This is a genomic window from Candidatus Methylomirabilota bacterium (assembly GCA_035764725.1).
Taxonomy (GTDB): Bacteria; Methylomirabilota; Methylomirabilia; order Rokubacteriales; family CSP1-6; genus DASRWT01.
In genome coordinates, this window is the sequence record DASTYT010000073.1 from 1 (window position 1) to 21,093 (window position 21,093).

Annotated in this window: 20 protein-coding genes and 1 pseudogene; 4 read left to right on the top strand and 17 right to left on the bottom strand. The window is 68.5% G+C overall.

All coding sequences use genetic code 11. The features are described 5' to 3' along the window. The 9 genes from VFX14_12060 to VFX14_12100 form a co-directional block, all read right to left on the bottom strand. Positions 1-383 (bottom strand): insulinase family protein (locus tag VFX14_12060; protein ID HEU5190415.1); only part of this gene is annotated, 383 nt, incomplete at its 3' end. Positions 384-391: 8 nt separating this feature from the next. Continuing rightward, positions 392-1,087, bottom strand: a complete 696-nt coding sequence (locus VFX14_12065; protein ID HEU5190416.1) for an SDR family NAD(P)-dependent oxidoreductase — start codon at positions 1,085-1,087, stop codon at positions 392-394. A gap of 2 nt (positions 1,088-1,089) precedes the next feature. Further along, positions 1,090-1,422, bottom strand: coding sequence for a 4a-hydroxytetrahydrobiopterin dehydratase (locus VFX14_12070; protein HEU5190417.1), 333 nt, complete (start codon positions 1,420-1,422; stop codon positions 1,090-1,092). A 4-nt stretch (positions 1,423-1,426) separates the two neighbouring features. Then, positions 1,427-2,338 (bottom strand): chromosome partitioning protein ParB, encoded by a 912-nt coding sequence (locus tag VFX14_12075; protein ID HEU5190418.1) that lies wholly within the window; start codon positions 2,336-2,338, stop codon positions 1,427-1,429. A 60-nt stretch (positions 2,339-2,398) separates the two neighbouring features. Beyond that, a complete protein-coding gene (locus VFX14_12080) occupies positions 2,399-3,412 on the bottom strand; it encodes a branched-chain amino acid ABC transporter permease (protein ID HEU5190419.1) in 1,014 nt (337 codons plus the stop codon). Continuing rightward, on the bottom strand, positions 3,409-4,275 hold the full coding sequence (locus VFX14_12085; GenBank protein ID HEU5190420.1) for a branched-chain amino acid ABC transporter permease: 867 nt from the start codon (positions 4,273-4,275) through the stop codon (positions 3,409-3,411). The genes VFX14_12080 and VFX14_12085 overlap by 4 nt, the downstream gene beginning before the upstream one ends. 2 nt (positions 4,276-4,277) lie before the next feature. Further along, on the bottom strand, positions 4,278-4,982 hold the full coding sequence (locus VFX14_12090; protein HEU5190421.1) for an ABC transporter ATP-binding protein: 705 nt from the start codon (positions 4,980-4,982) through the stop codon (positions 4,278-4,280). 12 nt (positions 4,983-4,994) lie between these two features. Continuing rightward, positions 4,995-5,726, bottom strand: a complete 732-nt coding sequence (locus tag VFX14_12095) for an ABC transporter ATP-binding protein (GenBank protein HEU5190422.1) — start codon at positions 5,724-5,726, stop codon at positions 4,995-4,997. Positions 5,727-5,780: 54 nt separating this feature from the next. Continuing rightward, positions 5,781-7,121: an ABC transporter substrate-binding protein gene (locus tag VFX14_12100; GenBank protein HEU5190423.1), complete on the bottom strand. Its 1,341-nt coding sequence runs from the start codon at positions 7,119-7,121 to the stop codon at positions 5,781-5,783. Positions 7,122-7,254: 133 nt separating this feature from the next. Between VFX14_12100 and VFX14_12105 the strand changes: the two genes are divergently transcribed. Then, the gene (locus VFX14_12105; GenBank protein HEU5190424.1) at positions 7,255-8,121 is read left to right on the top strand and encodes a DMT family transporter; all 867 of its coding nucleotides are present in this window, start codon (positions 7,255-7,257) and stop codon (positions 8,119-8,121) included. On the opposite strand, the gene VFX14_12110 is transcribed toward VFX14_12105, so the two are convergent. From VFX14_12110 to leuA, 8 genes and pseudogenes are all read right to left on the bottom strand, one after another. Beyond that, positions 8,118-8,780 carry a PEP-CTERM sorting domain-containing protein gene (locus VFX14_12110; protein HEU5190425.1) on the bottom strand — a complete coding sequence of 221 codons (663 nt, stop codon included), beginning with the start codon at positions 8,778-8,780 and terminating at the stop codon, positions 8,118-8,120. The two genes, VFX14_12105 and VFX14_12110, sit on opposite strands and share 4 nt — an antisense overlap. 374 nt (positions 8,781-9,154) lie before the next feature. Beyond that, positions 9,155-9,823, bottom strand: a pseudogene (locus VFX14_12115) (methyltransferase domain-containing protein). Beyond that, a complete protein-coding gene (locus VFX14_12120; protein ID HEU5190426.1) occupies positions 9,799-10,461 on the bottom strand; it encodes an HAD family phosphatase in 663 nt (220 codons plus the stop codon). Before VFX14_12120 ends, VFX14_12115 begins: the two are co-directional and overlap by 25 nt. 9 nt (positions 10,462-10,470) lie before the next feature. Further along, positions 10,471-11,949: a M81 family metallopeptidase gene (locus VFX14_12125; GenBank protein ID HEU5190427.1), complete on the bottom strand. Its 1,479-nt coding sequence runs from the start codon at positions 11,947-11,949 to the stop codon at positions 10,471-10,473. A gap of 12 nt (positions 11,950-11,961) precedes the next feature. Continuing rightward, entirely contained in the window at positions 11,962-12,882 is a 921-nt protein-coding gene (locus VFX14_12130; protein ID HEU5190428.1) for an ABC transporter permease, read from the bottom strand. Continuing rightward, a complete protein-coding gene (locus VFX14_12135) occupies positions 12,879-13,799 on the bottom strand; it encodes an ABC transporter permease (protein ID HEU5190429.1) in 921 nt (306 codons plus the stop codon). Before VFX14_12135 ends, VFX14_12130 begins: the two co-directional genes overlap by 4 nt. Before the next feature lie 99 nt (positions 13,800-13,898). After that, positions 13,899-15,437, bottom strand: coding sequence for an ABC transporter substrate-binding protein (locus VFX14_12140; GenBank protein ID HEU5190430.1), 1,539 nt, complete (start codon positions 15,435-15,437; stop codon positions 13,899-13,901). Between the two features lie 167 nt (positions 15,438-15,604). Further along, positions 15,605-17,290, bottom strand: coding sequence for a 2-isopropylmalate synthase (leuA, locus tag VFX14_12145; protein ID HEU5190431.1), 1,686 nt, complete (start codon positions 17,288-17,290; stop codon positions 15,605-15,607). Positions 17,291-17,549: 259 nt separating this feature from the next. Between leuA and VFX14_12150 the strand changes: the two genes are divergently transcribed. The 3 genes from VFX14_12150 to VFX14_12160 are packed head-to-tail and all read left to right on the top strand — an operon-like array spanning position 17,550 to position 20,989. Continuing rightward, complete coding sequence (locus VFX14_12150; protein ID HEU5190432.1) at positions 17,550-18,512, top strand: NAD-dependent epimerase/dehydratase family protein; 963 nt, start codon at positions 17,550-17,552, stop codon at positions 18,510-18,512. Continuing rightward, positions 18,509-20,023, top strand: a complete 1,515-nt coding sequence (locus tag VFX14_12155; GenBank protein HEU5190433.1) for an ABC transporter substrate-binding protein — start codon at positions 18,509-18,511, stop codon at positions 20,021-20,023. Before VFX14_12150 ends, VFX14_12155 begins: the two co-directional genes overlap by 4 nt. 21 nt (positions 20,024-20,044) lie before the next feature. Then, positions 20,045-20,989, top strand: coding sequence for an ABC transporter permease (locus VFX14_12160; GenBank protein ID HEU5190434.1), 945 nt, complete (start codon positions 20,045-20,047; stop codon positions 20,987-20,989). Positions 20,990-21,093: the final 104 nt, after the last annotated feature.

Below are 21,093 nucleotides of genomic sequence, written 5' to 3' on the forward strand. Positions count from 1 at the left end.
GCGTTCGAGCGCCCGCCCACGCCTTCCACCGCGCGATCGATGTAGCCGGGCCCCCACTTGTCCGTGCCCTTGAAGAGCATGTGCTCCTGGAAGTGCGCGTAGCCGAGCTCGTCCGGCTTCTCGTAGCGCACGCCCACCCCGACCCAGAGGTAGACGGCGACGATGTCGGAGGCGCGGTGGTCCTGGTAGATGAGACGGAGGCCGTTCGGCAGCTCCGTGCGCGTGGGCGGCGGAAGCTCGCCGCGGGCCGCCGTCGCGGCGGGGTTCGCCGCGGGCAGGACGGGCGTTCCCGCCGGCTGGCCCGCGCAGCCGGCGAGCAGGGCGCAGAAGCCGAGGACGGCGCGCGCGCGCAGCCCGCGCCCGGACGAGGACCGGGGGATCACGCCGGGGATTATACCGTCACCGCGGCGCCGGTCACCGCATCTGCGGTATCGGAGGCGAGGAAGGCGACGACCCGCGCCACCGACGCCGTCGAGACCCAGCCGGAGCGATCGGCGTCGGGCATGGCCTTCCGGTTGGCCGGCGTGTCCATGGTGCTCGGCAGCACTGCGTTCACCGTGATGCCGTGCGCGCGCACCTCCTGGGCGAGCGCCTGGGTGAGGGTGATCACGGCCGCCTTCGAGACCGTGTAGGCGATGAAGCCGCCCTGGGGCGGGATCACCGCCCGGGAGGCGATGTTCACGATGCGGCCCCAGCGCGCCCGCGTCATCTCGGGCAGCACGGCGCGGCAGCCCACCACGGCGGTGGTGAGGTTGAGCGTCATCATGCGGTTCCACTCGGCCAAGGGCGTGGAGGCGAGGTCCCCGCCCGCGAAGCCGCCCACCGCGTTGACGAGCACGTCGACCCGGCGGTGCCGCGTGGCGATGTCACCCACGTACGCGTTGACGGCGGCCTCGTCGGCGAGATCGCAGGGCTTCATCTCGACCCGCGCGGCCTCCCCGGGGGCCAGGCGCGCCTGGAGCGCCGCCTGCTCGGCAGGAACCACGTAGGGCACGCAGACCCGGGCGCCGGCGCCGAGGAAGGCGAGGACCATGGACTGGCCGAGGGCGCCGGTGCCGCCGCTGATGACGACGACGCGATCGCGCACGATCAGGGCGCGGCAGGGAGATCGGGCAGCCGCCGGTGGGGCGGCGCGGCCGCGAGCTCGCTCATGCGCGCGGCGAGGGAGAAGTCCAGCTCGGTGAGCCCGCCCGCGTCATGGGTGTTGAGGTCCACGGTGACGCGGTTCCAGACGTTGAACCATTCCGGGTGATGCTCCAGGGCCTCGGCGGCCTGGGCCACCTCGGTCATGAATCCGAAGGCGGCCACGAAGTCGGAGAAGGTGAACTCGCGGTGTAATTTGCCTCCCTTGATGGTCCAGCCCGGGAGGTCGCGCAGGCGCGCGCTCACGTGATCCGCGGAGAGCTTCGGCGGCGCGGGCATGGCCCTAGCCCGCCGCCGGCGCGGCCATGATGCCGGCGCGCTGCACGTCCTCGTAGCGGACTTTGGAGGTGTCGAACTCCTCCAGGTTGGCCACGAGCTTCTTGAACGTCTGCTCGAACGTGGGCAGCGTCTTCCGCTGGCGGGTGAGCGGCGTCGTCCGCGCCAGGACGTAGTTCTTCACATAGGGATGGTTGATGCCCCGCTTCTTGATCTTTGCCACGACCTTGCCGAGCGCCTCGTCGGCCTCCGCGACCATGTCGGCGCGCTCCTCGCGCTCGCCGAGCGTCTTCGGGAAGTGGCCCTTCAGGAACTTGTCCACGCGGCGCAGGATGGGCGCGAAGGCGCCGCCCGAGAAGCGCTTGTTCCGCTCGTAGAGCAGGCCCAGCGTGATGAAGTGGGGCGCCTCGAACTGGAAGGCGTAGGCCTCTTCGCCGCGGTCGGGCTCTTCTTTCACGAGACCCTTGTACATGCGGATGACCTCGAGGGACTTCTCCTTGAGGTTGTGGGCCTTCTCGGTGTTCAGGGCGAGGATCTGGTACGCGACCTCGGGCTCCACCACCACGATCGCCGGCACCATCTTGGCCTTGAGCTTCTCGAGGACGATTCGCCGGTGATTTCCATTTGGCGTCCAGTAGCGGCCGGGCTCGGGCGACATCACCACGATCGGGTCGACGAATCGGTCGACCTTCTTCACGCACTCGAGCAGGCGCTTGACGTGCGCGGGCGAGGGATCGCGCTGATAGGGCGTCGCGTCCACCTTCGCGGCGGGCAGCAGGCAGAAGATCTGCCAGTGATCCCCCACCGGCTCGCGGTAGATCGTCAGCACCGCGCCACCGTCCTGCTCGACCTGCTCGGCCAGCTTCAGCGCCGGCTTCGGGGGCTCCGCGTCGTCGGGAAACACGCTCCACCGCGCCATGCCACACCTCCTGGGGTGATCGCGGTCATTATGCCCGACGCGCGGGCCGCGCGATAGGCGCTACACGGACGCCTTCGCGGCGACGCCGGCACCCCCGGCGCTCCGGGCGGCGCGGCGAGCGAGCGCGGCGCGCAGGCTTCCGTAGATTCCGTCGGGCAGGAAAATGATGAAGATGATCAGCAGCAGGCCGTAGATGGTGTCGGCCATGCCGAGGAGCTTGAGCCCGAACAGGATGCGGAGGAATTCCGACAACGCGGTGGTGAGCGCGGTGCCGACGAGCGGTCCGAGCAGCGTGTACATCCCGCCCAGCACCACCGCGAACACGATCTTGAGCGAGACGCCGATGCCGGCCAGGGTCTCGGGGTTCACGTAGGCGATGGCCTGGGCGTAGAGGGACCCGCCGAGGGCGGTGAGCGCCGCCGAGAGTACGGTGATACCCAGCTTGAAGCGTGTCACGTGGATGCCCACCGACGCCGCCGCGGTCTCATCCTCGCCGATCGACTCAAGCGCCGCGCGCGCCATGCTCCGGTCCACCCGGTGCCAGATCCAGAGGCCGATGAGGAACATCGCAAGGCTTCCGTAGTAGAAGACCTGCTTGCTGCCGTACTGGACGGCCCAGAGGGAGTCGCCGCCCGCGCTGCGGAGGGTGAGGCCCAGGGAGCCCGCGGTCCAGTCGCGCTCGGCGATGATGAGAAGGCGGATCACCTCGCCCACCGCGAGGGTCACGAGGCCGAAATAGTGGCCGACCACGCGGAACCGGAAGCATGGGAGCCCCACCACCACCGCCAGGAGCCCGGCGAGGATCATGCCCGCCACCGCGCCCAGCCACGGCGTGACCCCGTAGACGTTCCAGAGGAGCACCGTGGCGTAGGCGCCCACCCCGAGGAAGGCGCCGTGGCCGAGGGAGACGAGCTGGAAGCGACCCATCAGCGACCACGCGCTGCCGATGAAGGACCAGATGAAGATCTGGATGGTGACGTGTAGCACGTACTGCCGGTAGCCGCCGAGCGGGATGAGTGGCTGGAGCAGGAGGACGAGGAGGAGGGCGCCGGCGAGAACGCGGCCGCGGGTCACTGGCGCCTCGCCAGGATGCCGCCGGGGCGGATGAAGATCATCACGATGAAGATCACGAAGGCGATCACGTAGCCCATCTCGGTGGACATCACCACGCCGCCCACCGCAATCACCTCGCTCATGATGAAGGACGCCACGAAGGCGCCCACCATGTTCCCCAGCCCGCCGAGCACGCACACCATGAACGTCAACGGCCCGAACTGGCCGCCGAAGAACGGGTGCACCGCGTACTGGAAGATCAGCAGCGCGCCGGCGAGGCCGGCCATGAGCCCACCCACTGCGGAGGTGACGACGTAGATGCGCTGCGGGCTCGCCCCCATCAGCGACATGGCCTCACGGTCCTGGGAGACGGCCCGGATCGCGGTGCCGATGTAGGTGCGGGTGAGGAAGAGGTAGAGGCCGATCACCGCGAGGATGGAGATCCCGAAGGGAATGAGGCGGGTGGCGGGGATGAAGATGCCGCCGATCTCCCAGGACGGCAGGGAGAGCCGGACCGACCGGTGGTCGGTGGTCCAGAGAAGCGTGGCCGCCGACTGCACGAAGAAGAGCAGCCCGCCGGTGGCGAGGAGCTGGTTGACGGGCGGGCTCGTGAGGATGGGCGAGATGATCAGCAGGTGCACGGCCACGCCGAGCAGCGCGCCGACTCCAAGGGAGACGAGTCCAGCGGCCCAGAACGGCCAGCCGTGCACGGTCACCAGGAAGTAGATCGCGTACATGCAGAGCATGACGAGATCGACGTAGGCGATCCACACGATGTCGAGCACGCCGAAGATCAAGTTGAGGCCGAGGGCGAGGAGGGCGATGACACCGCCCAGCAGCACGCCGTTGACCATCGCCTCCACGAGGAAGATCGGATCGATCATGGCTAGACGCCCATATATGCCTTTCTGACGAAGTCCTGCTCGCTGAGCTCGGCGGCGCGGCCCTCCATGCGGATGCGGCCGACCTCGAGCAGATAGGCGCGGTCCACCAGCTTGAGCACCTGCCGCACGTTCTGTTCGACCACGAGGATGGTGTAGCCCTCCTCGCGGACCCGGCGGATGAGATCGAAGAGCCGCAGCACCATCACGGGGGCCAGCCCCATGGACGGCTCGTCGAGGAGGATGATCTTGGGCCGCGACATGAGCGCGCGGCCGATGGCCAGCATCTGCTGCTCGCCGCCCGACATGCTGCCCGCACGCTGCGCACGCCGGTCCGCGAGCACGGGGAAGAGCGCGTACACCCGTTCGAGGCTTTCCGCGAAGCGCGCGCGCGCCGCGGGGAGAAAGGCGCCCATCTTCAGGTTGTCCGCCACGGTGAGGGCGGGGAAGAGCCGCCGCCCTTCCGGAACATGGGCGATCCCGTGCCCGACGATCTGATGCGCGGGGCGCCCGGCCAGCTCGGCCCCGTCGAAGGTGAGGGCGCCCGACCGCGGCGCGATCAGCCCGGAGATCACCCGGAGCAGCGTCGTCTTGCCCGCGCCGTTGGGCCCCACCACCGCGACCGTCTCGCCCCGGTCCACCCGGAGGCTCACGTCCCAGAGGGCGGTGAACTGGCCGTAGCCGGCGCTGATCGCGCGAAGCTCGAGCATGTCAGGCGGCGGTCACGCGAGGACGAGCTTCTCGCCGAGGTAGGCCTCGACCACCTTGGGGTCCTCGGCGACCTGCTGCGGCGTGCCTTCCGCGATCTTCTCGCCGTGGTCGAGGACCACGATGCGGTCCACCACCCGCATCAGCGTGGCCATAATGTGCTCGACCCAGACGATGGTGATGCCGAGCTCGCGGCGGATACGCTTCAGGAGCTCGGCGGCATCGTGCATCTCGGACGGGTCGAGGCCACCGAGGCTCTCATCGGCGAGGAGAAGCTTGGGGCGGGTGGCGAGCGCCCGCGCCAGCTCGAGCTTCTTGAGCCCGCCCGCGCCCAGGAGCGCGGTGGACGCGGCGGGATCGGTGGGTAGTCCCACCAGGGCCAGCGTCTCGCGGGCGTGCGCGCGTGCCTGCGCCTCGGTGCCCCGCTGGCTTGCGCCGTAGTGCGCGGCGACCGCCACGTTCTCCAGGATGGTGAGCTTGCGGAACGGCCGGGGAATCTGGAACGTGCGCGCGATGCCCTTGTGGCAGATCCGATCGGGGGTGAGGCCGCCGATCTCGGCCCCGCCGAAGGTGATGGAGCCCGCGGAGGGCAGGAGGGCTCCCGAGATGCAGTTGAACAGCGTGGTCTTGCCCGAGCCGTTGGGGCCGATGAGTCCCAGGATCTCGCCCTCGCGCACCTCCATCGAGACCTCGTTGAGGGCGGTGAAACCGCCGAAGCGCTTGGTGAGGCGGGAGACGGTGAGCATGGGGCGGGGCGGGGCCGGGGCGCCCGACCGCGCGCCCCGGCCCGTCCGGTCAGATCAGCCGCGCGCGGCCCACGGCGAGGACGCCGGGAGCGGGAGGATCGGCGCCGCCGTCGACACCGACTTCGGGAACACCACCTCGAACTTCCCCTCATGCACCTGGAACACCACCGGGAACGCGCGCTCGTTCTGGCCGCGCATCGGGTTGCCCTCGGGAAGGAACTTCACGCCGTAGCCCATCATCGTGCCGCCCTCGGGGATGTCGGTCTCGCGCGCCGCCTTCGCGAGCGCGTCGGGCCCGAAGCCGCCGTGCTTCTGGATGGCGCGGGGGAGGACATCGTTCAGGAGGATCCAGAGGTTGTTGAAGCCCATCGAGACGTGCGGCGCGATCGCCCTGGCGTCCATGTTGGGCTCGAACTCCTTCTGGAACCGCTTGACCATCTCCGCGGTGAGATCGCCCACGCCGGACTTGAGCTTCTTGGGATCGAGGAGCTGCGAGGCCACCGGGTCCACGGAGTGGAATGCCTCGATGTCGGCCACCCCGAAACTCTCCTTCAGCTTGTCGATCTGGCTGTGTCCGGCGCCGTGGCCCAGGTAGGCCTTCACGCGGAGTCCCTGCTCCTTGGCCTGGCGCAGGAACAGGGCGATGTCGGGGTTGTAGCCGGTGTGGAAGAGCACGTCCGGACGCTGCGAGCGGAGCTTGGTGACGAGCGCCGAGAGATCGGGCGCCTGAATCGAATAGCCTTCCTTCAGCACCACGTTCATGCCCTGCTTCTTCGCTTCCGCCTCGTTGGCCGCGGCCACGCCGGTGCCGTAGGGGCCGTCCTCGTAGATGATGGCCGCGCGCAGGTCCTTCGGCGCCGCCTTGAGCCGCTCCTGGGAGAAGGCGGCGATGTACTGCACGGAGATGGCGCCGAAGAGGCCGCCGTTGGGCTGCGGGCGGAACGTGTACTGGAGGTTCCGGTCCTTGAAGACGGCGTCGGAGATCGCGGTGGTGATCCAGAGGAAGCGCTTCTGCTTGTCTACTCTTTCCGCGAGGGGCACGGCGTGAGCGCTCGAATAGACACCGGCGAGGACGTCGACCTTCTCCACGTTGAGCAGCCGCTCCGCCTCGTTGATGGCGATCTCAGCCTTGGACTGGCTGTCGCCGTCCACGCGGACGATCTTGTGCTTGCCGAGCACGCCGCCCTTCTCGTTCACGAGGTCGATGATCATCTTCGCGCCGCGCCAGCAGTTGAGCGAGCCGGCGGCGGAGAATGGCCCCGTGTGGTCGAAGAGAATGCCGATCTTGATCGTGGGAGCCTGCGCATGGGCCCGCAGCACCCACGGCCCGACGGCGGTGCCGGCGGCCGCGGCCCCGGTGGTAGCGAGGAACTGGCGACGCGAGATGACGCCCATCGTGTGTCCTCCTCGGCGATGAAGAAGAGTGTCCGGGAATCGGCGGCACGCGCGCCCCATGGGACCGGGCGGCGTGGGCAGGAGAGTACAACGAAGCGCGGGCTTCCGTCCAGCCTCGCATAGACTGTCCAGGATGTCCGGCCCGGCTCTGGCACTGGTCCTCTGCGCCGCCGCCATTCATGCCGCCTGGAACGCGCTCGCCAAGCGGGCCCGGGCGCCCATGGCCTTCCTGTGGTCGTCCGTGGCGCTCGCCACCCTCGTGCTGTCGCCGCTGGGCCTCGCCTATCTCCCGGACGAGGGCGTCCCGGCGTCCGCCATGCCGTTTCTCGGCGCCACCATCGTCATCCACTTCGTCTACTTCTACGCGCTGGCCCGCGCCTATTCGGCGGGCGGCGACCTCTCGCTCGTCTACCCGGTCGCGCGCGGGCTCGGCGTGGCGCTCGTGCCCGTGGTCGGCGTGCTTCTGCTGGACGAGCGCCCTTCGGCGCTTGGCGCGGCCGGCATCGTACTCGTGATCGCTGGGATCGTCGCCATCGCGCTCGCATCGCGCCTCAGCCTCTCGCCTTCGGGGGGAGGGGGCAGGGTGAGGGGGCTCGGCTGGGCGCTCCTCACGGGATTGACCGTCGCCGCCTATTCCCTGGTCGATAAGGTCGGGGTCTCGCGGCTGCACCCGCTGCCCTATCTCGTCATTCTCGGCGCGGGGATGACGCTGCTGCTGGCGCCGCCGGTACTGCGCGACCACCACGCGCTCGTCGAGGAGTGGCGGGCGAACTGGCGCACGATCCTGCTCGCCTCGTGCATGAATCTCACCAGCTACCTGCTCGTGCTCTTCGCCTTCCGCCTGGCGAAGACGGGTTACGTGGTGGCGGCGCGCGAGCTCTCGATCGTGCTGTCGGTGCTGATCGGGTGGCTGTGTCTCGGCGAGAAGAATCTGGGGCGGCGGCTCGTGGGCGCCGCCGTGGTACTGGCGGGCGTGGCCTGCGTGGCCCTCGCGCGCTAGCCGCGCTTCCGGATCACGCGGCGCGCCCCGAATCCGAGGAGGCCGAGCCCGAGCAGCGCAAGGGAGGCGGGGAGGGGCACCGGCGTGACGACGGGCTCGAGGAGGAAATTCGGGCCGAAAAATCCGTTATCGCTGCCCGGCGACGCGTCGGAATTCGGGAATTGTAGATTTGCTCCGACGGCAAACTTGGCCGAGTCGAAGTTCGCCAGGGCCGGGTCGAGGATCACGTCGTCCTGGGACGCACGAAACATGGTCACGTCCTCGATGATGACCGATCCCAGCACATAGAATCCCGGCGCCAGGTCCACGTCGGCGATGTCCTCGAACAGCCACTGCCCGGCTCCGAGCACGGACGGGACCGCGATGTCCGCGCCGCCGCCTGCGGGAACAGTGGTCGAGGCGAGCAGTGTGCCTGCCGCCGTCCACAAGCCCACCGGGGTGCCGACCTCCAGTCCATTGGAGCCCTCGTCCCATACGCCGAGCGCGGTCACACGCACCGGCGTCTTCACCTCGACAGCCCAACCGATGGTGAAGGAACTATTCACATCAACTCCGGCAATTCCATCCCCGTTGATGTCGATGGCCAGGCTAGCCGCGAGCGCGGGCAGAGGTGTCGCCAGAAGCGCCAACGCCAGCACGGCTCCCCGGAACCCGCGCATGCAGTTTCCCTCACGCTATGAGAGGCACAACGCTCTGCAACACCAATTAGCGCGAAGATGCAAGTGTCGCGCCATGCGCGGTGGATCACGAGTAAGCTGCGGTATTTGCGCGTTTGCGCAAAGAGACGAACGTAGTGCCGCAGTGATATGCGGGAATGTTGGCAAGAAACCTGACTCCGCGAGTCCTCACGCATGGCCCCGCCATCTCGCGGTTGGCGGCGCCGAGGTCCCGTAAATACGCGCGGCGCAAAGGGAAATCTAAGTAGGCGCATTCGCGGTGGGAAGTATATTCTCTGTAAACCCGGCTGACGGCGCTGGAGAATGATTTTCCAGTAATAGCACCTATAGAATGTCTATATCTGCATTCCGAGCGGTCACAGCCGCGTGGCGCGAACCATCCATTCGAGACCACGCCGACGCTCGATCGACGCCGCCGGCGGCCCGGATTCCACGATGGCGAAGTGCGGCGCGAGCAACCGCTCCACCTCGTCGTACGCGACGGGGAAGGGCGGCCCGTCCTCGCCCTCGCGCAACGGATAGAAGCACCCGAGCAGCGTGCCGCCGCGCTTCAAGATGGTACGCAGCACGTCGACATAGTCCGCGCGCCGCGCGGGATCGATGGCGCAGAATCACGTGTACTCCCACACGCCGTCGAAGGCCTCGCGGTGGTCGCGGCCGAGGGTGAAGACGTCGCGCTGCTCGAACGTCGCGCCCACACCCCCCGGGGAGGTGAGGCCACGCGCTTCCGCGACGGCGGCGGCCGCGAAGTCGAAGCCGACCACGCGATAGCCCTGGCGCGCGAGCAGCCGCACGTCATGCCCGCGCCCGCAGCCCGGGACGGCGATTCGCGGCCGCGGGTCGTCTGCCGGTTGGGGGAGAGCGGGGGCCATTTCTCGGCCCCCGCTGATGGCGAATCGCCCGCCCCCGGCAAGCCACGCTCCCAGCACTGGACTGGGCTCGCCCAGCTCCCAGCCGTCCTGCCCCTCGGCATAGAGCCCTTCCCAGAAGGCGGGCGTGCTTACGGGCTTCCGATCGAGTCCCATCCGAAGCCCTCGAAGTGATCGATGACGCGCTCGGCCCCCGCCGCATGGAGCTCTTCCGCGGAATAGGCAGTCGCCACGCCGATCGCGCGCATGCCCGCGGCGCGCGCCGCGTGGATGCCCACCACCGAATCTTCGAACACCAGGCATTGCGCGGGATCCGCGCGGAGGCGACGCGCCGCCAGCGTGTAAACCTCGGGATTCGGCTTGCCGTACGTGACGTCGTCGGCGGTCACCACCACCGGGAAGTGATGCAGGAGCCCGATGCCGCGCAGGAGGTGATCGACGTCGTACGACGACGCGGACGTGCCGACGGCCAGCGGCACGCGGCGGCGCGCCAGATCCCCCACGAAGCCGGCGACCCCCGCTACCGCGCGCGGCCCCTGGCGCGAGAGGCGCGCGTAGTGGTCGCGCTTGCGACGCGCGAGCTGATAGGCCTCCCAGTCCGGCACGTGCCGGCCGAGGAGGAGCGGGATGGCTTCCTCGCTGGGCCGCCCGATGGTGAGCCGCCAGTAGTCCGGCCGCGGGGGCGACTCACCCAGCTCGGTCAGGAGCGCGTCCCACGCGGCGCGATGCCATGCCCCGCTGTCGAGCAGCACTCCATCCATATCGAAGATCAGCGCACCGATGGGAGCGATCATCACCTCAGTCTAGGGGTAGGTGGTATCGGGGTCGAGCGGGAAGATGGGTCGCCGCACCCGCTTGAAGTCGAAGCGCGCAAGGTTGGACGACGAGAGTCCCGGCGCGTCCACCTCGATGATCGCGCGGGCGATGGGCTCGAAGGCGGCCCGGTAGTGAATGGTGGACTTCACCACGAGGATCTTGTGCTCGAGCGGGTCGAGGCCGACGAAGCGGATCATCTCCGGATCCAGCGTTTGCCAGCGGTAGGAGATGAGGACCACCTTGACGTCGTTGACGTCCAGCACCGCGGTGATGCCGAGGCGGCCGGGGAGACCACGCGCCATCGGCCCCTTGTGCACGAAGCGGCCGTCCGACAGGGTGCGCACCACCCCGGTGACGCGGAGGGGGGCGCCGTGACGCTGGTCCACCTTGCCGCCCACGTCGAGGGTGACCGACTGACCCACGCCCGCCTTGACGCAGGCGGCCACCGCGGCCGGATCCCAGATGCACGCCACCACCGCCGAGCGCGCGCCCACGCGCAAGAGCTCCCGCAGGATCTCGGTGCCGTCGCCGGCCGCGCCGCCGCCCGTGTTGTCGGCCATGTCGGCGAGCACGATGGGCCGGCCCTCGGCGGTGAGCGCGCGCGCCACCGCCTCGGAGACGGGCAGGCCCTGGTGGATGAACTCGTGGCGATGCTCCCAGGCGGTGCGCGCGAGCTGATCGGCGAGGCGATCCGCGAGGGCCTGATCGCCGTCGGTGACGACGTAGACGCTGAGGCCGGCCTGGGGGATGTCCGCGTGGGGAAACCCGGCGAAGAGAGAGATCGAGATGACCCGGGGATCCTTCTCCATCTCGTCCGCCATGTCGTAGAGCCGTCGCATGGGCCCGCGCGCCGTCCCCTGGTTCCCCAGGGGAGGAAGGATGGGCGGGGTGCGCAGCGCGGCGGTTGGACGAAGCCGGCCCGCGATCACCTGCAGCAGGCGTTCGGTGGCTTCGACGCCGCGCTCGGCCATGTCGACATGGGGATAGGTCTTGTAGCCGTGGAGGAGATCGGCGCCGCGCACCATCTCCTCGGAGAGATTGCCGTGGAAGTCGAGGCTCACCGCGATGGGCACGGAGGGCCCGACGACCGCGCGTACCGCGCCGATGAGGTCGCCCTCGCCGTCGTCGATGCCGTCGCACACCATCGCCCCGTGCAGATCGAGCAGCACACCGTCGAGCGGCCCCGCCGCGCGGAGATCGGCGAGCATGCGCTGCTTCACGTGCGCGTAGATCTCCTTGGTGACGAGGCCGGCCGGCGACGCCGCCGCCGCCACCGAGGGGATGAGCCGCACGCCGTGGCGCTCCGCCGCGTCGATCATGCCGCCCAGGCAGGTGCCGGTGCCGCGGTACGTCTCCACGAGCTCACCGCCGTAGTGGAGATTCCGCGCTTCGAACTGGCGTCGGTCAGTCGGAATGTTACTGAAGGTATTGGTCTCGTGGGACATCATCGCGATGAACACGTTCATCGGCGTCTCCGATCAGAGCTTGAGCCGCGGATCCAGCCAGTCGCGCAGGGCGTTGCCGATGAGGTTGATCACCAGCGTGGTCACGAAGATGGCGGCGCCCGGGAAGGCGGCGATCCACCACGAGTTCAGCATGTAGACGCGGCCCTCGCCCAGCATGTTGCCCCAGGCGGGGATGGGTGGCTGCACCCCGAGACCCAGGAAGGACAGGAAGGACTCCAGCACGATGACCTGGGCGACTTGCAGGGTCGCGATGACCACGCTCGCCGAGATGAGATTCGGGAGGATCTGGCGGAAGATGAGGCGCCGGTGGCTCATCCCGAGGGCACGCCCCGCGGTGACGAACTCGCGCTCGCGGAGGGCCATGGTCTCGGCTCGGATCACGCGGGCGTAGAGGGGCCAGCCGGCGACCCCCAGCACCGCGATCATGTTGGGCAGGCTCGGACCCAGTACCGCGATCACCGCGAGGGCGAGCAGCACGAACGGGAAGACCAGGATGATGTTGACGAGCGTCATGATGATCCAGTCGATCGCGCCGCCGAAGTAGCCGGCGGCGAGCCCGGCGAGGATGCCGATGGTCGCGGACAGGATCACGGCCGACACGCCGACGATGAGCGAGATGCGCCCCCCGTAGATCACCCGCGAGAGGAGATCGCGCCCAACTTGGTCCGTGCCCAGCAGGTGGTCGGACGTCCCGCCCGCCATCCACGCCGGCGGCGACAGTCGATGGCGAATGTCCACCACGAGTGGATCGTGCGGGGCGAGCAGTGGCGCGAGAATCGCGCTGAGCACGATGACGAGCAGAATGGCGGCGGCGGCCACGCCGAAGCGCAGGCGCCGGAGCCGCCGGAGCAGGGGGGATCCCCGCTCGGCGTGAGGGGCGGCCTCGCTGGGCTGGAGGGCGACCTCGGGTGGGGCGCCGATCGCGTCGCTCACGCGCCGGCCCGGATGCGGGGGTCGATGAAGCCGACGATCACGTCGACCACCAGATTCACCAGCACGATGATGAGCGCGAGGAGCACCACCGCGCACTGCACCACGGGGAAGTCCTGGTTGCGGATGGAGTCCACGGTGAGGCTGGCCACGCCCGGCCACGCGAAGACGGTCTCGGTGATGATGGCCCCGCCCAGGAGCTGGCCGAACTGGAGCCCCAGAACGGTGATGACGGGGATGGACGCGTTCCGGAAGGCGTGCTTCCACACCACGCGGCGCTCCGCCACGCCCTTGGAGCGCGCGGTCTTGATGTAGTCCATGCTCATCACCTCGATCATCCCCGAGCGGACCAGGCGCATGGTGATGGGCGCGAACGCCATCCCCAGGCAGAGGGACGGCATGAGGAAGTGCTGCCACGTGCCGTAGCCGGAGGCGGGGAGGAGCTTCATCCGTACCGAGAGGATGATGATGAGCATGATGCCGAACCAGAAGAGTGGCAGAGCCTGGCCGGCGGTAGCGATCACCGTGCAGAGCGTGTCCACGATCGAGTGACGGCGCAGGGCGGCGAGCGTGCCGAGCGGGATCGCGATGAGGAGCGCGACGGCGAGGCCAGCGAAGGTCAGGTAGATGGTGGGCGGCATGCGCTCCATCACGAGCGGGAAGGCGGGGACGTCGCCGTACCACGAGCGGCCGAAGTCGCCGCGCACCGCATTGCTCGCGAAGGTCCAGTACTGGACGTAGATGGGGCGGTCGAGCCCCAGCAGGTGCCGATAGCGCTCGAACTCTTCCTTGCCGGCGTTCTGGGGCAGGAGGAGGAGGACGGGGTCGCCGATGACATGGAGGATGGCGAAGGACAGGATGGAGATGCCGATCACCACCACGACGAGCTGGGCGAGCTGGCGCGCGAGGTAGCGTCGCATCAACGAGGAGACGGCGCCCGCTCACTCACGGCCGCCGCGCCCCCTCGTGCGTGGAGGCGGGCGGCCGGGAGCGGCAACAACACGGGCGCCGGAAGCAGCCTACTTTTTCCGAGGAGTGGCGAGGAAGAGCCGGTCCACCTCGTCGGCGGGCGCGGTGTACTCCACGCGGTTGCTGATGCCCCACACGCCGCGCAGCCCCCACTTGTAGAGGTAGGCGGCGTCGTCGAAGAGGAGCTTCTGGGCCTTCACGTATATCTCGGTGCGCTTCTTCGCGTCGAGGGTGGACCGGCCGGTGGCGATCAGGTCGTCCAGCTCCTTGTTGCAGTAGTAGCTGTACGACTCGCCGCACTTGAACACGTCGTAGAGGATGGCGTCGGCGTCGAACACCGAGTAGTAGCCCCACGACCAGTTGAACATCGGGCCGCCCTTGCCTTCCTTGATTCGCGCCACCAGCACGGTGTTGTCGCCGATGTAATTGCGCTTCACGCGGAAGCCGGCCTTGGCCATGTCGGCCACGATGGCGTCGTTGGTCTGCTGGATGGCGGGCTCGACGATGGGCGGGCCCTCGTGGAACACGATGTCCACGCCGTTGGGATAGCCGGCTTCGGTGAGGAGCTTCTTGGCCGCGGCGAGGTCTTGCTTGTACGGCTTGAGGTTCGGGTCCCAGCCGAAGGCCATGGGATTGATGCCGGTGGCCACCCGGTCGCCCAGCCCGTTCAGCACGTGCTTGATAATCCCGTCCGAGTCCACCGCGAGATTGGCGGCCTGCCGCACCTTCCGGTCCGTGAAGGGATTGGGCCCGCCTCGCGCGGCCTGGTCGAGCTGTAGCATGGCGGTGCGGAGGATGGGTGAGGTGCCGGTGCGGGCGACCCCCGACTTCTCGATCACGTCCATCTGGTCCGGCGGCACCGCCTTGATCACGTCCACGCCGCCGGAGAGGAGCTCGGCGATCTCCGTGGCCTTCTCGGGGATGATGCGGATGCGGAGGTACTTGTAGTAGGGCTTGGGGCCCCAGTAGTCGTCGTTCCGGACGAGCAGATGCTCTTGCTTCCGGCTCCACTTCACGAGCTTGTAGGGGCCGGTGCCGATCGGATTCTCTGCCATCCACTGGTCGCCCTTCTCGCGGATCACCTTCTCGGACTGCATCACCTGGGCGGTGAGGCGCTCGACGAAGAGCGGGTAGGGGCCGTCGGTCTTGAAGCGCACCGTGTAGTCGTCCACCACCTCCACGCTCTTGATCTTGGCGTGGTTGCCGCGGGCGGTCATCTTCCGCGCGGGATCGAGCACGCGGTCGAAGGTGGCCTTGACGTCCTTCGCGGTGAAGGGGGTGCCGTCGTGGAACTTGACGCCCTGGCGCAGCTTCACTTCCCAGGTGGTGTCGTCGATGTTCTTCCACGAGGTGGCGAGATTCGGGCCCACCCGCCGCGTCTTGAGGTCGCGCGTGGCGAGATGGTCGAACGCGTGATAGCCGAGGATGATCGCCTCGCGCAGCACCGACGCGGGTGGATCCCACGAGTCGATGTCGGACTGCAGCGAGTAGACGATGGTGTCTTCCTTGGTCTGCGCGCTCGCCGGCCCGGGCACGACGAGGGCGACGGCGAGGAGCAGCGCGAATCCGGGGACCGCGGCGCGGCGCATGGCGACCTCCTTCTTCAGCAGGGCGGAAGGGACGGTGCGGTCGGGCAAGAGGGCCACATACTAGCGACGGCCCAAGGGGTTGTCAAACCACGTGCGCGCGCCGCGGGGCGCGCCTGCCCACGTCGCGGAGCGCGACGGCGGAGCAGGGCGCCCGCGGCGGTGTCCGGCTAGCGCGTGTGACGCTCGAGGGCAGAGAGCACGGCCCGGAGGGAGGCGGTGATGATGTTCGGGTGCTCGCCCACGCCCCAGCGGAGCACGCCGTCGCGGCCGGTGGTTTCCACGTAGGCGGCGGCCCGGGCGCCCGCGCCCTGGCCGAGCGCGTGCTCGGCGTAATCGACCACGTCCAGCTCGACGCCGAGGCCGCGGCGGAGGGCGTCGACGAACGCGGCGATGGGCCCGTTGCCGGCGCCGGTGACGGTCTTGGCCTCTCCGCGCACCACGAGGTCGGCGGTGATGCGGGTCCCTTCGCCGCCGTCCTCCGACTTGAGCTCGTGCCCGCGCAGTGTGTAGAGGGGCGTGGTCGGGAGGTATTCCTTCTGGAACGCGGTCCACATGTCGGCGGGGCTGATCTCGGTCCCGCTGTCCTCGGTGATGGCCTGGATGGTCTTGGAGAACTCGATCTGGAGGCGCCGGGGCAGGTCGAAGCCGTGCTCCATCTTCATGATGAAGGCGACCCCGCCCTTGCCAGACTGACTGTTGACGCGGATCACCGCTTCGTAGGTGCGCCCGACGTGCTTGGGATCGATGGGGAGATACGGCACCTCCCAGACGTCGTAGCCCTTGGGCAGGGCCTCCATGCCCTTCTTGATCGCGTCCTGGTGGGAGCCCGAGAACGCGGTGTAGACGAGGTCGCCCACGTAGGGATGCCGCGGGTGCACGGGCAGGCGGTTGCAGTACTCGGCGACCCGCCGGAGGGCGTCGATCTCCGAGATGTCGAGGCCGGGATCGACGCCCTGCATGAAGAGGTTCATGGCGAGGGTGATCACGTCCACGTTGCCGGTGCGCTCGCCATTGCCGAAGAGGGTGCCCTCCACGCGGTCGGCGCCGGCCAGCACGCCCAGCTCCGCCGCCGCCACCGCGCAGCCGCGGTCGTTGTGGGGATGGAGGGAGAGGCGGAAGCAGTCCCGGCGGCTGACCGTCCGGAGGAACCACTCGATGGTGTCGGCGTAGAGGTTCGGGGTGTACATCTCCACGGTGGCCGGGAGGTTCAGCACCATCTTGTGCTGGGGCGTGGGCTTGATCACGTCCATCACCGCTTCGCAGATGTCCACCGCGTACTGCACCTCGGTGCCGGTGTAGCTCTCCGGCGAGTACTCGTAGAAGACCTCGGTACCCTTCAAGGTCGGCTCGAGCTGGCGGCACAGCCTGGCCGCGCTGGTGGCGATCTCCGTGATGCCCGGCTTGTCGAGGCCGAACACCACCCGGCGCTGCAGGATGGAGGTGGAGTTGTAGAAGTGCACGATGGCGCGGCGGGCGCCCTGCAGGCACTGGTACGTCCGCTCGATGAGCTCGGGCCGGCACTGCACCAGCACCTGGATGAGGACGTCGTCCGGGACCAGGTCCTCCTCGATCAGGATGCGGACGAAGTCGTAGTCGGGCTGGGAGGCGGCGGGGAAACCGACCTCGATCTCCTTGAAGCCCATCTTGACGAGGGTCTCGAACATCCGCCGCTTGCGCTCGGGATCCATCGGGTCGATGAGCGCCTGGTTGCCGTCCCGAAGGTCGACCGAGCACCACTGGGGCGCCTGCACGAGCTTTCCGTCCGGCCAGCGGCGGTCGGGCAGCTCGAGCGGCACGAAGGGCCGATACTTGTCGAACGGCATCGGGGTCGGCGTCACGGGCTTTGGCGGCATGTCGTGTTCCCTCTTTCCCTCACGGTGGTCGATCAGTTCTGATCTCTAGAAACAAAAAACCTCCTGGCGGGACTGCGCAGGAGGCTGACGGCAAGCGCGGGAGGCGCGCTTGCCGCTACATAAGTAGGAGGCCGAGAAGTCGGCTGATCACGCGACGAATAGTGCCAGCCAACCCCCCGCCCTGTCAACACCTTTTCCGGGCCCTCAAGATTGACAAGCCGATTGGGGGCCAACCATAATGAGGGCCGTCGCGCACGCCATGGCTACACCACCTCTCGCCCTCGTCACCGGTGGAGCGGGCTTCATCGGCTCGCATCTCGTTGAGCGCCTGCTCGCTGAGGGCTATCGCGTCCGCGTCTTCGACAATTTCTCCACCGGCAGCCGCAAGAACCTCGCCTTCGCGGGCAAGGGCGCGCGTCTGGAGATCCAGCGGGGCGAGCTGGCGAACCTCGCGCACGTGCTGAAGGCGGTGCGCGGCGCCTCGATGATCTTCCACCAGGCCGCCCTGCGCTCCGTGCCGCGCTCGGTGGAAGACCCGCTGGGCGCCAATGCCTCCAACGTGACCGGCACGCTGCACCTTCTCGTCGCCGCCGCCCGGCAGAAGACGAAGCCGCGCCTCGTGTACGCCTCGTCGTCATCGGTGTACGGTGAGCGGCCCGAGCTGCCGAAGCGAGAGGATCAGCCCAGCGCGCCGATCTCGCCCTACGCCGCGACCAAGGTCGCGGGCGAGCTCTACGCCTCGGTGTGGAGCCGCCTCTTCGGCGTGGAGACGGTCGGGCTGCGGTACTTCAACGTGTTCGGGCCGCGGCAGGATCCCAAGAGCGAGTACGCGGCGGTGATTCCCAAGTTCATCCTGTGGGGCATGGGCGGCAAGCCCCTGCGCATCCACGGCGACGGCACGCAGTCTCGCGACTTCACCTACATCGACAACGTGGTCTCGGCGAATCTTCTCGCCGCGCGGGCGGAGGCCCGCGCCGTGTCCGGCAAGTCCTACAATGTCGGCTGCGGCAGCCGCACCAGCCTGCTCGAGATCGTCGGGCTGCTCGAGACGATGCTCGGCCGCTCCCTCGCCCGCAAGCACGAGCCGGGGCGGGTGGGCGACGTGCCCCACACCCTCGCCGACGTGAGCGCGGCCAAGCGCGACATGGGGTACGAGCCGCTGGTGGGCTTCGAGGAGGGCCTGCGCCGGACCGTGCAATTCTTCAGGGGGAGGACGGCATGACGATGGCGATGCTGATGCGGATGGCGCTGGTGCTCACGCTCGGACTGGGCCTGGGGGTGCCAGGGGCGCACGCGCAAACGGCGCCGGGCACCCTGATCGTCCAGGTCTCCACCGAGCCGCCCGGCCTCGATCTCACCACCAATCCCGCCTCGGCCATCGCGGGCGTGGTCTTCGACAACGTGCAGGAAGGTCTCATCAAGATCGACCGCACGGGGAAGATGGTGCCGTGGCTTGCCGAGCGCTGGTACACCACGGACAGCAAAAATTACACCTTCTTTCTGAGAAAGAACGTCCGCTTCCACAACGGCCGCGAGATGAAGGCGGCGGACGTGAAGTTCGCGCTCGACCGGGCGGTGAATCCCGAGACCAAGCACCCCTACCGCACCCAGTACGAGGCCATCCAGGACGTGATCGTGAAGGACGACTACACGATCACGGTGGCGCTCAAGCGGGTGGACGCCACCTTCCTCTACACGCTGGCCCGGCAGGGCTCGGTGATCTATCCGCGCGAGGCGGTGGACTCCCTCAAGACCCAGCCGCTCGGCACCGGACCTTTCACCGTCGCGGAGTGGGTGCGCGGCGACCGCATCGTCCTCCTGAAGAACAAGGACTACTGGGTGAAGGGGCTGCCGCACCTGGACAAGGTGATCTACCGCTTCATCGCCGACCCCAACGCCGCGGTGGCCGCGCTCAAGGCGGGCGACATCGACGTGTCCGCGTTCGGCATCGGCCCCGAGAGCGTGGACGAGCTGAAGAAGGATGCGCGCTTCCAGGTGATCGTGGGCGACACCACCAATGACGTCACGCTGTCGATGAACAACAGCAAGAAGCCCTACACCGACAAGCGGGTGCGCCTGGCCGTCACCCACGCCATCAACAAGGACGAGGTGCTCAAGGGCGCGATGTTCGGCCACGGCAAGGTCCTGGGCTCGAACGTCGATCCCCTCAATCCGTTCTTCGTCGACGTGTCGAAACGCGTGCCCTATGACCCCCCGAAGGCCAAGAAGCTCCTCGCCGAGGCCGGCTACCCGAACGGCTTCGACGTGACGTTCCGCGTGTCGCCCCAGTACTACTACACGGTGCGGAGCGCGGAGATCATCACGAGCCAGTTCGCCAAGGTCGGCATCCGCGCCAAGATCGAGCAGATCGAGTGGGGTCAGTGGCTCTCGCAGGTGTTCTGCCTCGCGCCCTGCCAGAACCCCGACTACGAGATGTCGATCATCGGCCACGCGGAGGCCTGGGACATCGGGAACTTCGCCAATCCCAAGTACTACTTCCGCTGGGACAACCCCGACTTCCAGAAGCTCTACGCGGAGTCCCAGGTCACGGTGGACGACAAGATGCGCCGGGAGCTCTACGTGAAGATGCAGCAGATGCTGGCCGACGAGGCCCCGGCGGTGTGGCTGTACATGCATCCTCGCCTCGTCGTGACCAAGAAGGGCGTCACCGGGCTCTGGAAGGACCTGCCGCTGCCGGTGCTCGACCTCTCCGAGGTCGCCTGGCAGAAGTAGGCGGGGCCGCGCGGGCGGCCGTTGCGACGATTCGTCCTGAGGAGGGTGGCCACGCTGGCGGTCACCCTCCTCTTGGTGTCTCTGCTGGTCTTCGTGGTCGTGCGCATCCTCCCCGGCGATCCCGCCCTGATCATCCTCGGCACCGAGGGCAATGCGGAGACGGCCCAGCGCATCCGTGAGTCGCTGGGGCTCAATCGCCCGCTGGTGGTCCAGTACCTCGAGTGGGTGGGGCGGGCCGCCCGGGGCGATCTCGGCCGCTCCATCCAGTACGACGTCCCCGTCGCCTCGCTCGTGGTGTCGCGCCTCGCGGTGACGCTGCCCCTCACCCTACTCGCGGCCGGATTCATGGCCCTGGTCGCGCTGCCCGTCGGCGTCTATGCCGCCACGCATCAGCGGCGCTGGGGCGACTACGTCGTGATGGCGGCCTCCCAGGTCGGGGTGGCGGTGCCCGGATTCTGGGCGGGGCTGCTCCTCGTGCTCCTCTTCGCTGTCCAGCTCGGCTGGTTCAAGTCGGGTGGCTTCGACGGCTGGGGCCAGGGCGTGCTGCCCGCGCTGAAGTCGCTGCTGCTGCCCGCGATCGCGCTGGGACTCTTCCAGTTCGCGGTGCTCGCGCGCACCACGCGCTCGGCGGTGCTCGAGGTGCTGCGCGAGGAGTACGTGAAGACCGCGCGCGCGAAGGGGCTCGCCGAGCGCCGCGTGCTCTTCCGCCACGTGCTCCGGAACGCCATGATTCCCATCCTCACCGTCTCGGGCATTCAGCTCGGGCAGCTCATGGCGGGGAGCATCGTGCTGGAGTCCGTGTTCTACCTGCCCGGGCTCGGCCGCCTCGCCATCGGAGCCATCTCCGCCCGCGACCTGCCGGTGGTCCAGGGTGTGGTGCTCTTCGTGGCCTCGGTGATCGTCACCATCAACGTGGCGGTGGACCTCCTCTACGGCGTCCTGGATCCGAGAATTCGCTACGAATGACGGCCAGGACGCACGCGCAACTCCACGAGATGCGAAGCCACCCTATAGAGGTCGACCCTTGGGGCGACCGTGAATCAAATCGGTTCCCGAGCGCAGCGAGGGGG